This is a genomic window from Streptomyces sp. NPDC029138, from assembly GCF_055564375.1.
The window spans coordinates 98354-112006 of sequence record NZ_JBVHWM010000008.1 but is presented as its reverse complement, the minus strand read 5'-3'; the positions used below and the strand labels follow the sequence as shown (position 1 = coordinate 112006).

The following is a 13653-nucleotide window of genomic DNA, read 5'->3' as shown; positions in this document are numbered from 1 at the left end:
CCGACGGCGGCTCCGGGGTCTGGCCAGGTCAGCGGTGGTCGCTGCCCGCCGACTGGGTGGCCGCGCGACCGGCCTCGAGGCGGGCGACCGGGATGCGGAACGGGGAGCAGGAGACGTAGTCCAGACCCACCTCGTGGAAGAAGTGGACCGACTCCGGGTCACCGCCGTGCTCGCCGCAGACGCCGAGCTTGAGGTCGGGGCGGGTACGACGGCCCGCCTCGGCCGCCGCCTTCACCAGGGAGCCGACGCCGTCCTTGTCGATCGTCTCGAAGGGGGAGACGCCGAAGATGCCCTTCTCCAGGTACGCCGTGAAGAACGAGGCCTCCACGTCGTCCCGGCTGAAGCCCCACACCGTCTGGGTCAGGTCGTTCGTGCCGAAGGAGAAGAACTCCGCCGCCTCGGCGATCTGACCGGCCGTGAGGGCCGCTCGCGGCAGCTCGATCATCGTGCCGATCGCCAGCTTGAGCTTCGTACCGGTCGCCGCCTCGACCTCGGCGACGACCTGGTCCGCCTCGTCGCGGACGATCTCCAGCTCCTGGACCGTACCGACGAGCGGGATCATGATCTCCGCGCGCGGGTCGCCCTTGGCCGCCTTGCGCTCGGCCGCCGCTTCCGCGATGGCCCGGACCTGCATGGTGAACAGGCCGGGGATGACCAGGCCGAGGCGTACGCCGCGCAGGCCCAGCATCGGGTTCTGCTCGTGCAGCCGGTGCACGGCCTGGAGCAGGCGCAGCTCGTTCTCGTGCGGCTCCTGGCGGGACTCCGCGAGGGCCACGCGGACGGAGAGTTCCGTGATGTCCGGGAGGAACTCGTGCAGCGGCGGGTCCAGGAGACGGATCGTCACCGGGAGGCCGTCCATCGCCTCGAAGAGTTCGACGAAGTCCTTCTTCTGTAGCGGCAGCAGCGCCTTCAGGGAATCCTCGCGCTCCTCCTCGGTGTCGGCCAGGATGAGGCGCTCGACCAGCTCGCGGCGGTCGCCGAGGAACATGTGCTCCGTGCGGCACAGGCCGATGCCCTGGGCGCCGAAGCGACGCGCCCGCAGCGCGTCCTCGGCGTTGTCCGCGTTGGCGCGCACCCGCAGGCGGCGCTTGCGGTCGGCGAAGGCCATCATGCGGTGGACCGCCTCGACCAGCTCGTCGGCGTCGTCGGCGCCCGGGTGCATCCGGCCCTCGAAGTACTCCACGACGGGAGAGGGGACGACGGGGACCTCGCCCAGGTAGACCTTGCCGCTCGAACCGTCGATGGAGATCAGGTCGCCCTCCTCCACCACGTGTCCGCCGGGGACCGTCATGCGGCGGCGCTTGGTGTCGACCTCCAGCTCCTCCGCGCCGCAGACACAGGTCTTGCCCATGCCGCGGGCGACGACGGCCGCGTGGGAGGTCTTGCCGCCGCGCGAGGTCAGGATGCCCTCGGCCGCGATCATGCCGTCCAGGTCGTCGGGGTTGGTCTCCCGGCGGACCAGGATCACCTTCTCGCCCGAGCGGGACCACTTCACCGCCGTGTACGAGTCGAAGACCGCCTTGCCGACCGCCGCGCCCGGCGAGGCCGCGATGCCCCGGGCGACCTGCTCGACCTTCGCCTGCTCGTCGAAGCGCGGGAACATCAGCTGCGCGAGCTGGGCGCCGGTGACGCGCTGGAGCGCCTCCGTCTCGTCGATGAGGCCCTGGTCCACCAGCTGGGTGGCGATGCGGAAGGCCGCGCCCGCCGTGCGCTTGCCGACGCGCGTCTGGAGCATCCAGAGCTGGCCGCGCTCGATGGTGAACTCGATGTCGCAGAGATCCTTGTAGTGGTTCTCCAGGGTCTCCATGATCTGCATGAGCTGGTCGTACGACTTCTTGTCGATCTGCTCCAGCTCGGCGAGCGGGACGGTGTTGCGGATGCCCGCGACCACGTCCTCGCCCTGCGCGTTCTGGAGGTAGTCGCCGTAGACGCCCTGGTGGCCGGAGGCGGGGTCCCGGGTGAAGGCGACACCGGTGCCGGAGTCGGGGCCCAGGTTGCCGAAGACCATCGAACAGACGTTGACGGCCGTGCCCAGGTCGTGCGGGATGCGCTCCTGGCGGCGGTACAGCTTGGCGCGGTCGCCGTTCCAGGAGTCGAAGACCGCCTTGATGGCGAGGTCCATCTGCTCGCGCGGGTCCTGCGGGAAGTCCCGGCCGGCCTCCTTCTTGACGATCTTCTTGAAGGTGGTGACCAGCTTCTTCAGGTCGGCGGCCTCCAGGTCGGTGTCGACCGTGACCTTCTTGGCCGTCTTCGCCTTGTCCAGGGCCTCCTCGAAGAGGTCGCCGTCGACGCCGAGGACGGTCCTGCCGAACATCTGGATGAGGCGGCGGTAGGAGTCCCAGGCGAACCGCTCGTCGCCGGCCTGGGCGGCGAGGCCCTGCACGGACTTGTCGGACAGGCCGATGTTCAGGACCGTGTCCATCATGCCGGGCATGGAGAACTTGGCGCCGGAGCGGACGGAGACCAGCAGAGGGTTGTCGGCCTGGCCGAGCTTCTTGCCCATCTTCGCTTCGAGGGCTTCGAGGTGCGCACTCACCTCGTCACGGAGTGCCGCGGGCTCCTCGCCGCTCTCCAGGTAGACCTTGCAGGCCTCCGTGGTGATCGTGAAGCCGGGAGGGACCGGGAGACCCAGGTTGGTCATCTCGGCGAGATTGGCACCCTTGCCGCCGAGCAGGTCCTTGAGGTCCTTGTTGCCCTCGGTGAAGTCGTAAACGAACTTCGCTACGTGGGGTTCTTTGTTTTCCGACACGGGTCTCGACTCCTTGAGGCCACGGTGGCTGCCCTGATGGCGAGGAACATACCCAGATCGAAGGTTCCTAGGGACGTCCACTTGCGCGTCATGCGCCTGTAACCACCCGTCCGCCAGCGGATCGAAAGTCAAGGCTTGGTAAGCGAAGCCAGCCGTATGTTTTCACTTCTTGAAGACAACAGCCGCCCACAGGTGCGGTTTTCCGCTCAGATGAGCGGGTCACGGCACGACTGATTTCGGTCGATGAACGATCAAGGGGTGGCACCGAGTGCCACCCCTTGGAAAAGTGCAGCCGCGCTTGATCCGCTCATCTGAGCGCAACCCTTATCAAGGGTGGCGAGAATCACGCTGCCACAGACCGCTCCGTTTCACCATGCGGACCCCTTGGCGGACACCGGCAGGCAGCGGAAACGCCCCTGTCACACACCCATCTCCGACAGCCGCTGCTCCACCCGGTCCGGCGCGTACAGGTGCTCCACCACCAGCGCCCCGGCGCCGATCAGCCCGGCCCGGTCGCCGAGCCGCGAGGTGACGACGTCCAGGTGGGCCGTGGAGCGGGGCAGCGCCCGCTGGTAGAGCAGCTCGCGCACGCCGGTCAGGAAGGACGTTCCGGCCAGGTCGCCCGCGATCATCAGCACACCCGGGTTGAGCAGGGTCACGACCGTCGCCAGCACGTCCCCGACCTGCCGCCCTGCCTCCCGGGCCAGCGCGGCGGCCTCCGGGTGCCCGGCGGCCAGCAGGTCCCGCACGTCCGAGCCGGAGGCGGCCGGCACCCCGGAGGCGGCCAGCCGCCGGGCCACGGCGCCGCCGCTCGCGACCGCCGCGAGACAGCCGTACGAGCCGCACCGGCACAGCGCGTCGGCACCGACCCGGATGTGTCCGATGTCGCCCGCGCCGCCGTCCACGCCCCGGTAGATCGAGCCGCCCACGACCACCCCGGCGCCGATGCCCGTGGACACCTTGACCAGCACGAAGGCCGTGCAGTCGGGGTGTCCGGTGCGCTGTTCGCCGTACGCCATGAGGTTGGCGTCGTTGTCGACCAGGACCGGGACCGCCGGCGCCCCGGTGTGGTCGGTGAGGGCGCGGGAGAGGCGGCCCCGGATGTCGTAGCCGTCCCAGCCCGGCATGATCGGCGGCTGGACCACCCGGCCGGTCTCGCTGTCCACCGGGCCCGGCACCGCGAGCCCGATCCCGCACACCTCCTCGGGCCGGTGCCCGGCCTTGGTCAGCAGTTCGGCGAACCAGTGGCCCAGCTCGCCCAGGACGGCGTCCGGGCCGTCCTCGACCGCCAGCGTGCCGGCCTGCTCGGCGAGGATCTCACCGGTCAGCGTGAGAAGGGCCGCGCGGGCGTGCCGGGTGTCCAGGTCGGCGGCGAGGACCACCGCGTGGGAGTCGTCGAACTCCAGGGTGATGGAAGGGCGTCCGCCGAGCGGCGAGTCGACCGGGCCGCCGGCGCCCTCGCGCAGCCAGCCCGCCCGGAACAGCCGGTCCAGGCGCTGGCCGACGGTGGCCCGGGACAGTCCGGTCGCCTGCTGGAGCGCGCCGCGCGTCACGGCCCGTCCGCTGCGCACCAGTTCGAGCAGATCGCCGGCACCCGCCTGGCTTCCGCTCTTGCCGGTCCTCCCCGGACGTCCGGTCATGCGCACCCCCTTGTGTTTCTCCAGTTTGCCTTACATATTGAGTTTTGCGTGTTAAATAGACGTAACCCTACGGTGGCCGGGGTCGAACCGCGTCGGCCGGACGTCTTCGGGGAGCCCCGAGTGGACCGCACCGCCCAGCTCACTGCCCGTTCCACCGCGTACGAGATCGCATACGATCCACCGGCCACGCCCACGCCCACGTCCCCGCACGTCAGGGCCGCCCGGGTGCTGGAGGCGAACTGGACGGGCGCGTCGACGGTGCCCTCCCGCAACCTGTATCCGCACCAGTGGTCCTGGGACTCCGCGTTCATCGCCATCGGGCTGCGGCACGTCTCGCCGTCGCGGGCCCAGACGGAACTGGAGACGCTGCTCGCGGCGCAGTGGGCCGACGGTCGCGTCCCCCACATCGTGTTCAACCCCTCCGTACCCCTCGACGCGTACTTCCCGAGCCCCGACTTCTGGCGCTCCGCCACCGCCGGACGCGCGGCGGGCGCCCCGCGCACGCTACAGACCTCCGGCATCGTGCAGCCACCGGTGCACGCGCTGGCGGCCTGGCTGGTGCACCGCGCCGACCCCGAGCTGTCCCGGGCCCGCGGCTTCCTGGCCCGGGTCCACCCACGGCTGGCCGCCTGGCACCGGTATCTGCTGCACCGCCGGGACCTGGGCGGCGCCGGACTGGTGTCCGTGGTCCACCCCTGGGAGCAGGGCATGGACAACAGCCCCTGCTGGGACGCCCCGCTCGCCGGGATCACCCCGGCCCCGGCCCGCTCCTTCCGCCGCGCCGACCTCGACCACGGCGCGGCCGAGGACCGGCCGACGGATCTGGACTACGGGCGGTACGTACGGCTGGCCGCGGACTACCGGGACACCGGGTACGCCGACGGGGGCGGGGAGTTCGCCGTGGAGGACCCGGCGTTCAACGCCCTCCTCATCGCCTCCGAGGACGCGCTCGCGCGGATCGCCGAGGAACTGGGCGCGAACGGCGCCGCCCGCAGGGCCCGCGCGCAGCGGCTGACGGCGACGCTGGTGGAGCGGCTGTGGGACGCGGAGGCGGGGATGTTCCTGTGCCGGGACCTGCGGGGCGAGGACGCCATCTCCGGGCACGCGGCCTCCGGTTCGGGACGGGGCACCTCCGGGCGCGACGCATCTGCCGCCGGGCGCGACGTCTCTGCCTCCGGGTGGGACGCCTCCGGTACCGGGCGGGGTACCTCCGGGCGCGGTGGCTCCGCCTCCGGGCACGGGGCCTCCGGTTCGGGACGGGGCACCTCCGGGCGCGACGCCTCTGCCTCCGGGCACGGGGCCTCCGGTACCGGGCGGGGTGCCTCCGGGCGCGGTGGCTCCGCCTCCGGGCGGGGTGCTTCCGGTTCCGGCCTCGTCCCCGAGCGCGGCACCTCCCGTTCCGGTGCCGGTGGCGAGCCACGCGCCTCCGGTTCCCGCCTCCTCCCCGAGCGCGGTGTCTCCGGTCTGGTGCCGTTGATCCTGCCCGGGCTCCCCCGTGACATCGCCGCCGCCCTCGTCCGTACCCTGCGCGGGCCGCACTTCTCGGTCGGGGACCGCACCCGGCTCGTGCCGAGCTACGACCTCCTCGGCGAGGCCTTCGACCCGCACCGCTACTGGCGCGGACCGGCCTGGTTCAACACGAGCTGGCTGCTGGAGCGCGGCCTGCGCGTCCACGGCGAGACGGCGGCGGCCGACGCCCTGCGCGCGGCGGTGCTGGACCTCGCCGACGCCACCGATTTCGCGGAGTACGTCGACCCGTACACCGGCGCGCCCTGCGGAGCCACCGGCTTCAGCTGGACGGCGGCCCTCGCGCTCGACCTGTGCCACCGGCCGCCCGCGCACCAAGAGCGTCAAAAGCTGGACAAGAGCGCACAAAGAGACGTACCCCCCACGGACAGCGGAACGTTCGACAGGAGTGACAGAGGAGGGGACCGGGGATGACGGACCGGCATCATCTGCTCGTGCACGGCGCCACCTTCGCCGCCGTGGGCGACGGTGGCGACATCAGCGGGGTCCGGGGCGGCAGCCCCCCGGACGGGTTGTTCGTGCGGGACGCCCGGCACCTCAGCCGCTGGCAACTCACCCTCGACGGCACGGTGCCCGAGGTGCTCACCCCGGTCGCGGACGGGGACGAGGCCCGCTGCGTGCTGGTCCCGCGCAGCGGCCGGCAGGAGCCCCCGGCGTACACGCTCTTCCGTGAACAGGCCGTCGGGGACAGCTCGTTCGTGGAGTCCCTGAAGGTCACCAGCAACCGTCCGGTGCCCACCACCCTGCGGCTCGCGCTCACCGTCGACGCCGACTTCACCGACCAGTTCGAACTCCGCTCCGACCACCGCACCTACGTCAAGGCCGGCGCCGTACGCTCCCGCGAAGTCCTCCCCGACGGCATCGAGTTCACCTACCGGCGCGCCGAATGGCGGTCCCGTACGACGATCACGGCCGACCCGGCCCCCGACGCCGTGGAGGAGACGGGCACCGGCGCCCGGCGCCTGGTGTGGACCCTCGACCTCGCACCGCACGGCACGACCGAACTGCTGTTACGGGTGATCGCCCGCCCGCACGGCGAGAAGCGCGCCCTGCGCGTACCCCGCGACCCCGCCGCCGTACAGGAACAACTCCTGGCACGGGAGGCGGAGTTCATGGAGGGCGTGGCCTTCCCGACCGGCTGGCCGGAGCTGGCCGCCGCCTGCGCCCGGGGCCTCGCCGACCTCGCGGCGCTCCAGGTCCCGGCCACCGGACCGGACGGCGAGGACCTGCGCGTACCGGCGGCCGGCGCCCCCTGGTTCCTCACCCTCCTCGGCCGCGACGCGCTGCTCACCTCCCTGTTCGTCCTGCCCTACCACCCCCGCTCGGCCGCCGCCACGCTCCTCGCCCTGGCCGCCACCCAGGCCACCGGCACCGGAGGGTCCCCGGTCGCCCAGCCCGGCAAGATCGTGCACGAGGTACGGCACGGCGAGCTGGCCCACTTCGGCCAGGTGCCGTTCCGCCGCTACTACGGCTCGGTCGACGCCACCCCGCTCTTCCTGATCCTGCTCGGCGCGTACGTCGAGCAGACCGGGGACACGGAGCCGGCCCGGCGCCTGGAGCCGCACGCCCGGGCCGCCGTCGGCTGGATGCTCGACCACGGCGGCCTGACCTCGCGCGGCTATCTCGTCTACCGCGCCGACGAGGGCGGCCTCGCCAACCAGAACTGGAAGGACTCCCCCGGCGCGATCTGCTGCGCCGACGGCACCCGGCCCACCGGCGCGGTGATGGCGGCGGGCGCCCAGGGCTACGCGTACGACGCGCTGCGCCGCACGGCCGGGGTGGCGCGGGCGGTGTGGGGCGACGAGACGTACGCCGCGCTGCTGGAACAGGCGGCGGCCGATCTCCGGGACCGTTTCCAGCGGGACTTCTGGATGCGGGAGCGGTCCTTCCCGGCGCTGGCGCTGGACGGACAGGGCCGGCAGATCGACGCGCTGGCGTCCGACGCCGGGCATCTGCTGTGGTCGGGGCTGCTGGACAAGGAGTACGGCGAGGTGGTGGGCCGACGGCTGCTGGAGCCGGACTTCTTCTCCGGCTGGGGCGTCCGCACGGTGGCCTCCGGCCAGGCCGCGTACCATCCGCTGTCCTGTCACCGGGGGTCCGTCTGGCCCCATGACAACGCGCTGATCGCCCTGGGTCTGGCGCGGTACGGGCTGCATGACGAGGCCCGTACGGTCGCCCATGCGCTGATCGACGCGGCGACGGCGGGTGGGCATCGGTTGCCGGAGGTGCTGGCGGGGTACGGGCGTACTCCGCACGGTTCGCCGGTGCCGTATCCGCACGCGTGTGGGCGGGGGGCCCGGTCCGCCGCCGCGCCGCTTGCCTTGCTGACGGCTGTGGGGGGTGCCTGAGGGGGTGGGGAGTCCGGCTGTGGGGCGAGTGCGGGTCTGCGGGGGTTGATCGCGCGGTTCCCCGCGCCCTTCAGGGCGCTGACGTGCCGTCGGCTGTGTTGACCAGGTGTTTGCCCGGCCCTGGTGAACGGCGCTTCCCCGTGGGCCGTACGGGAGGGCATGAGCGCGCTCCAGTCTGCCTCTGCCGAGGACGTGGCCGAAGAGATCAGCGAACCCGCCGTACGTACGTTCCGCCGTCCCTGGACCGCGTGGTCGGCGTGGCGCAGGCGCTGGCGCGAGAGGCATCCGGAGGTCGCGCGGGCCCTGTCCGTCACCGTCACCCTGCTCGCCGCCGCGCTGGTCGTCGCGGCGCTGGTGATGCCGAACACGGTCGTCCGGCTGGGTCCCGCGAAGTTCTTCCGCATACCCGCCGAGGCCGTCATCGGGGCGGCCGTGCTGCTCGCGCTGCCGCGGCGGCCCCGGGTGGTGGTGGCGGCGGTGTCCGGGGTGCTGCTCGGGGCCATGACCGTGCTGAACGCGCTCGACATGGGGTTCAACCAGTATCTGGGCCGCAGCTTCAACGTCGTACTGGACTGGAGTCTGTTCGGGGACGCGGAGTCGTATCTGGAGGACTCCCTGGGCCGTACGGCCACTCTCGCCGCCGTGACCGGGTTGATCGTGGTCGTCCTGCTGCTCTTCGTGCTGCTGGCGCTGGCCATGGTGCGGCTGAGCAACCTCCTCGCCCGGCACCCCGGCACGGCGACCCGCGGCACCCTGGTCGCCGGGGTCGTCTGGATCACGTGCTCCTCGCTCGGGCTCCAGATGGCGGGCGTGCCGATCGCCTCCGACCGCACCGCGACCGCGCTGAAGGTCCAGGCCCGCCGGGTCTCGGACACGCTGAAGGACGAGGCGGAGTTCCGGAAGGTGGCCCGGGTCGACGCGTTCGGGAACACGCCGGGCAGTCAGCTGGTCCCCGACCTGCGCGGCAAGGACGTGATCTTCACCTTCATCGAGAGCTACGGCCGCAGTGCGATCGAGGACCCGGTCATGGCGCCCGGCGTGGACCGGACGCTCGACGTCCGCACCAAGGCACTGGCCAGGGCCGGCTTCCACGCGAAGAGCGGCTGGCTGACCTCGGCGACCTACGGCGGCAGCAGCTGGCTCGGCCACTCCACCACCATGTCGGGCCTGTGGATCAGCAACCAGCAGCGCTATCGCACGGTGATGGCCAGCGATCACCTGAGCCTGACGGAGGCGTTCAAGAAGACCGGCGCGTTCGACACCGTCGGGGTCATGCCGGGCGTGCAGAAGGGGTGGCCGGAGCAGAAGTGGTACGGCCTGGACAAGGTCTACAACGCCTTCCGACTCGGCTATCAGGGGCCGAAGTTCAGCTGGTCGACCATGCCCGACCAGTATGCGCTCCAGCAGTACCAGGAGCGGGTGCACAGCAAGCGGCCGGCCGACGGCAAGGCACGGATGTCACTGCTCATCCTGACGTCGAGCCATCAGCCCTGGGCGCCCATCCCGAAGATGGTGGACTGGGACCAGCTCGGTGACGGCTCGGTCTTCAAGGGCATCGAGGCGGCGGGCAACAAGCCGGCCGACGTCATCGCCGACACGACCAGGTCCCGCGAGGAGTACGGCAAGTCGGTCCAGTACTCGGTGACCGCGCTGACCGAGTGGCTGGAGCGGTACGGCACCAAGGACACCGTGCTGGTGTTCCTCGGCGACCACCAGCCGATCGCCCGGGTCAGCGGCAACCACGCCAGCCGTGATGTGCCGGTGTCGATCGTCGCCAAGGACCCCAAGATGCTGGACAAGATCGCCGACTGGAACTGGACGGACGGGCTCCGCCCCGCCCATGACGCGCCGGTATGGAAGATGAGCGCCTTCCGAGACCGCTTCCTGACGGCCTACGGCTCGACTCCCCACCCGAAGAAGGGTTGACGCCCCCTGCCGACCGACCGAGTCGGGTGGTGGGTGGGCGAGGCCGGGGTCCAGGGGCGGAGCCCCTGGCGGGGTCTGGGGCGGAGCCCCAGGAACGGTCAGCCACCCGACGTGTCGAGCTCCGCTTCCTCGGTGATCCCGGAACAGTCGTACGGATCCTTCAACCACCCATCCGGCAACACCACCCGGTTGTTGCCGGACGTCCGCCCCCGCGGCCCCTCCGCCCCGACCGGCCACGCCTGATCCAGATCCAGCTCGTCCAGCCCCGCCCGCAACTCCTCCAGAGACGACGTGATCGCGAGCCGCTTGCGCATCTCGGACCCGACCGCGAACCCCTTCAGATACCAGGCGACGTGCTTACGGAAGTCCACCACGCCCTTGGACTCGTCACCGATCCACTCCCCGAGCAGCGTGGCGTGCCGCACCATGACGTCGGCGACCTCACGCAACGTGGGCCGCAGGAAGTCGTTCCGCCCCTCGAACGCGGCGACCAGGTCCGCGAACAGCCACGGCCGCCCCAGGCACCCGCGCCCCACGACCACCCCGTCGCACCCGGTCTCCCGCACCATCCGCAGCGCGTCCTCGGCCGACCAGATGTCACCGTTGCCGAGCACGGGGATCTCCTGCACATGCTCCTTCAGCCGCGCGATGGCGTCCCAGTCGGCGGTGCCGCCGTAGTGCTGGGCGGCGGTGCGGCCGTGCAGGGCGATGGCGGTCACCCCCTCCTCCACGGCGATGCGACCGGCGTCCAGATACGTGATGTGGTCGTCGTCGATGCCCTTGCGCATCTTCATGGTCACCGGCAGGTCACCGGCCCCGCTGACCGCCTCCCGCAGGATGGCCCGCAGCAGGTTCCGCTTGAACGGCAGCGCCGAGCCGCCGCCCTTGCGCGTGACCTTCGGCACGGGGCAGCCGAAGTTCAGGTCGATGTGGTCGGCCAGGCCCTCCTCCGCGATCATGCGGACGGCCTTGCCGACGGTCGCGGGGTCGACGCCGTACAGCTGGATCGAGCGCGGCTGCTCGCTCGCGTCGAACCTGATCAGCTGCATGGTCTTCTCGTTGCGCTCGACCAGCGCCCGGGTCGTGATCATCTCGCTGACGAACAGCCCCTTGCCGCCGCTGAACTCCCTGCACAGCGTGCGGAAGGGCGCGTTCGTGATCCCCGCCATGGGTGCGAGCACGACGGGCGGTGTCACGGCGTGCGGGCCGATGGAGAGCGGGTGGGTCATCAGACGGCTCCGGGACGGACGTACGACAGCAGACAAAGGACCATTGTCCCTCACTCGGTGGTGATCTCCGCCGGCCGCCCCAGCCGGCTCGGGCCGCGACGGCCCGGCACACATCATGCATGACTCATTAGTTAGACGCACTATTGAGTTCGGCGTACGATGGAGCGCATGCCAGAGCTGAGCCCTCGCCGACGCCTGCTCGTGCTCGCGATCTGCTGCATGAGCCTGCTGATCGTGAGCCTCGACAACACCGCCCTGAACGTGGCCCTGCCGTCCATGCAGCGCGACCTGCACGCCACCACCTCCGGTCTCCAGTGGACGATCGACGCCTACACGCTCGTCCTGGCCTCGCTGCTGATGCTGGCGGGCTCCACGGCCGACCGGATCGGCCGCAAACGCGTCTTCATGACGGGCCTCGTGGTGTTCACCGCCGGCTCCCTGCTCTGCTCCCTCGCCCCGAACCTGGAACTGCTGGTCGTCTTCCGCATGGTCCAGGCGGTGGGCGGCTCGATGCTCAACCCGGTCGCCATGTCGATCATCACCAACACCTTCACCGACGCCCGGGAACGCGCCCGCGCGATCGGCGTGTGGGGTGCGGTGGTCGGCATCTCCATGGCGGCGGGTCCGCTGGTCGGCGGGCTGCTGGTGCAGTCGGTGGGCTGGCGCTCCATCTTCTGGGTCAACCTCCCGGTCGGCCTCGCGGCCCTGCTGCTCACCCTCCGCTTCGTCCCCGAGTCCCGCGCGCCCAGGGCCCGCCGGCCCGACCCGGTCGGACAGCTGCTGGTGATCGCCCTGTTCGGCTCGCTGACGTACGCGATCATCGAGGCCCCCGAGGCGGGCGCCGGCCCGGTGACGCCGTTCGCCGTGGTCGCCGTGGCCGCCCTGCTGGCCCTCCTCTGGTACGAGCCCCGGCGCGACGAACCCCTCATCGACCTGCGCTTCTTCCGCTCGGCCCCGTTCAGCGGTGCCACGGTGATCGCGATCAGCGCGTTCGCGGCCCTGGGCGGCTTCCTGTTCCTGTCCACGCTGTACCTCCAGAACGTGCGCGGCCTCGACGCCCTGCACGCGGGCCTGTGGATGCTCCCGATGGCCCTGCCGACGTTCCTGTGCGCCCCGCTGTCCGGCCGCCTGGTGGGCAGCCGCGGCCCGCGCCTGCCCCTGCTGGTGGCGGGTACGGCGATGACCGCGAGCGGCGTCCTGTTCGCCGCGTTCGAGGCGGAGACCTCCGACTCCACCCTCCTCCTCGGCTACGTCCTCTTCGGCATCGGCTTCGGCTTCGTGAACGCGCCGATCACCAACACGGCCGTCTCGGGCATGCCCCGCGCCCAGGCCGGTGTCGCCGCCGCCGTCGCCTCCACCAGCCGGCAGCTGGGCCAGACCCTCGGCGTCGCGGTGATCGGCGCCGTCCTGGCCTCCGGCATCGGCTCGTCCCCGTACCGGCAGGCGTTCGTCTCGGCGGCCCGCCCCGGCTGGTGGATCCTCACCGTCTGCGGCCTCGCCGTCCTCATCCTGGGCCTCCTGACCAGCGGCCACTGGGCCCGCCGAACCGCCGAACGCACAGCCGAGAACCTGAAGTCACCAGAGGTACGCCACGTCGTGGGAACCGCGGACCGGGCGTAGGTCCGGTCCCGGCCCCCGGCCGAGCCGCGGCGGTCGGCCCCGCCGCGCTCGCCCCTAGCCCGAACGCTCTGTTGTCCGTCCGGGGCGCGGCGCGGCTCCCTGGCCCGGCAGGGTGCCGGCCTCACGATGTCCGGCAGCGGTTGTGCCGACCCCGTGGAGGTTTCCTTGCCGTGCTGGAGGCGTGCGGGCCTGACCGCGCTCGTCTGCGCCGTCTGCCTCACCGGCTGCGCCACCCTCGGCGAGCGGGAGACGGCCGCGTCCCGGGCCGCCGTGCGCTTCGAGGAGAGCGTCCGGCGGGCCGACGGGCCCCGTGGCTGCGCGGCACTCGCCCCGGAGACCCGGCAGGAGGTCGAGCAGTCCGCCGAGTCGCCCTGCGCCAAGGCCCTCCCCAAGGAACAGCTCCCCTACGGGCGTGCCGTACGGGACGTCCGGGTCCACGGCCGGCAGGCACAGGTCGTCCTGGACGGCGACACCCTCTTCCTGTCGGCCTTCCCGGCCGGCTGGCTGGTCACCGCGGCAGGCTGTGTGCCGCGGCCCGAGCAGCCGTACCAGTGCCAGGTGAAAGGGGGCTGAGCAGGTCATGCGCACCTTGTTCACCCTGGTCCTGCTGACCG

The 13653-nt window shown here is 71.7% G+C and carries 8 protein-coding genes; 5 read left to right on the top strand and 3 right to left on the bottom strand.

Features of this window, described 5'->3' with window-relative positions; all coding sequences use genetic code 11:
• Positions 1-28 precede the first annotated feature (28 nt).
• Together ppdK and ACZ4WH_RS10800 are read right to left on the bottom strand one after the other, a co-directional pair.
• Positions 29-2749 (bottom strand): pyruvate, phosphate dikinase, encoded by a 2721-nt coding sequence (gene ppdK, locus ACZ4WH_RS10805; RefSeq protein WP_468178840.1) that lies wholly within the window; start codon positions 2747-2749, stop codon positions 29-31.
• A 419-nt stretch (positions 2750-3168) separates the two neighbouring features.
• Positions 3169-4389 carry an ROK family transcriptional regulator gene (locus ACZ4WH_RS10800; protein ID WP_468178837.1) on the bottom strand — a complete coding sequence of 407 codons (1221 nt, stop codon included), beginning with the start codon at positions 4387-4389 and terminating at the stop codon, positions 3169-3171.
• Between the two features lie 120 nt (positions 4390-4509).
• On the opposite strand from ACZ4WH_RS10800, the gene ACZ4WH_RS10795 reads away from it, so the two are divergent.
• From ACZ4WH_RS10795 to ACZ4WH_RS10785, 3 genes are all read left to right on the top strand, one after another.
• Entirely contained in the window at positions 4510-6330 is a 1821-nt protein-coding gene (locus ACZ4WH_RS10795; RefSeq protein WP_468178835.1) for an MGH1-like glycoside hydrolase domain-containing protein, read from the top strand.
• Positions 6327-8264, top strand: a complete 1938-nt coding sequence (locus ACZ4WH_RS10790; protein ID WP_468178833.1) for an amylo-alpha-1,6-glucosidase — start codon at positions 6327-6329, stop codon at positions 8262-8264. The genes ACZ4WH_RS10795 and ACZ4WH_RS10790 overlap by 4 nt, the downstream gene beginning before the upstream one ends.
• 159 nt (positions 8265-8423) lie before the next feature.
• The gene (locus ACZ4WH_RS10785) at positions 8424-10190 is read left to right on the top strand and encodes an alkaline phosphatase family protein (RefSeq protein ID WP_468178831.1); all 1767 of its coding nucleotides are present in this window, start codon (positions 8424-8426) and stop codon (positions 10188-10190) included.
• Positions 10191-10288: 98 nt separating this feature from the next.
• On the opposite strand, the gene dusB is transcribed toward ACZ4WH_RS10785, so the two are convergent.
• Positions 10289-11419, bottom strand: a complete 1131-nt coding sequence (dusB, locus tag ACZ4WH_RS10780) for a tRNA dihydrouridine synthase DusB (RefSeq protein WP_468178829.1) — start codon at positions 11417-11419, stop codon at positions 10289-10291.
• A gap of 168 nt (positions 11420-11587) precedes the next feature.
• Here dusB and ACZ4WH_RS10775 point away from each other — a divergent pair, with 168 nt between their 5' ends.
• Complete coding sequence (locus ACZ4WH_RS10775) at positions 11588-13039, top strand: MFS transporter (protein ID WP_468178827.1); 1452 nt, start codon at positions 11588-11590, stop codon at positions 13037-13039.
• Between the two features lie 165 nt (positions 13040-13204).
• Positions 13205-13612: a hypothetical protein gene (locus tag ACZ4WH_RS10770; RefSeq protein ID WP_468178825.1), complete on the top strand. Its 408-nt coding sequence runs from the start codon at positions 13205-13207 to the stop codon at positions 13610-13612.
• Positions 13613-13653: the final 41 nt, after the last annotated feature.

Excerpts from the sequence above, each read along its gene's own strand:
- ACZ4WH_RS10785 (WP_468178831.1), top strand. The coding sequence starts at position 8,424 with ATGAGCGCGCTCCAGTCTGCCTCTGCCGAGGACGTGGCCGAAGAGATC.
- ACZ4WH_RS10800 (WP_468178837.1), bottom strand. The coding sequence starts at position 4,389 with ATGACCGGACGTCCGGGGAGGACCGGCAAGAGCGGAAGCCAGGCGGGT.
- dusB (WP_468178829.1), bottom strand. The coding sequence starts at position 11,419 with ATGACCCACCCGCTCTCCATCGGCCCGCACGCCGTGACACCGCCCGTC.
- ACZ4WH_RS10775 (WP_468178827.1), top strand. The coding sequence starts at position 11,588 with ATGCCAGAGCTGAGCCCTCGCCGACGCCTGCTCGTGCTCGCGATCTGC.
- ACZ4WH_RS10790 (WP_468178833.1), top strand. The coding sequence starts at position 6,327 with ATGACGGACCGGCATCATCTGCTCGTGCACGGCGCCACCTTCGCCGCC.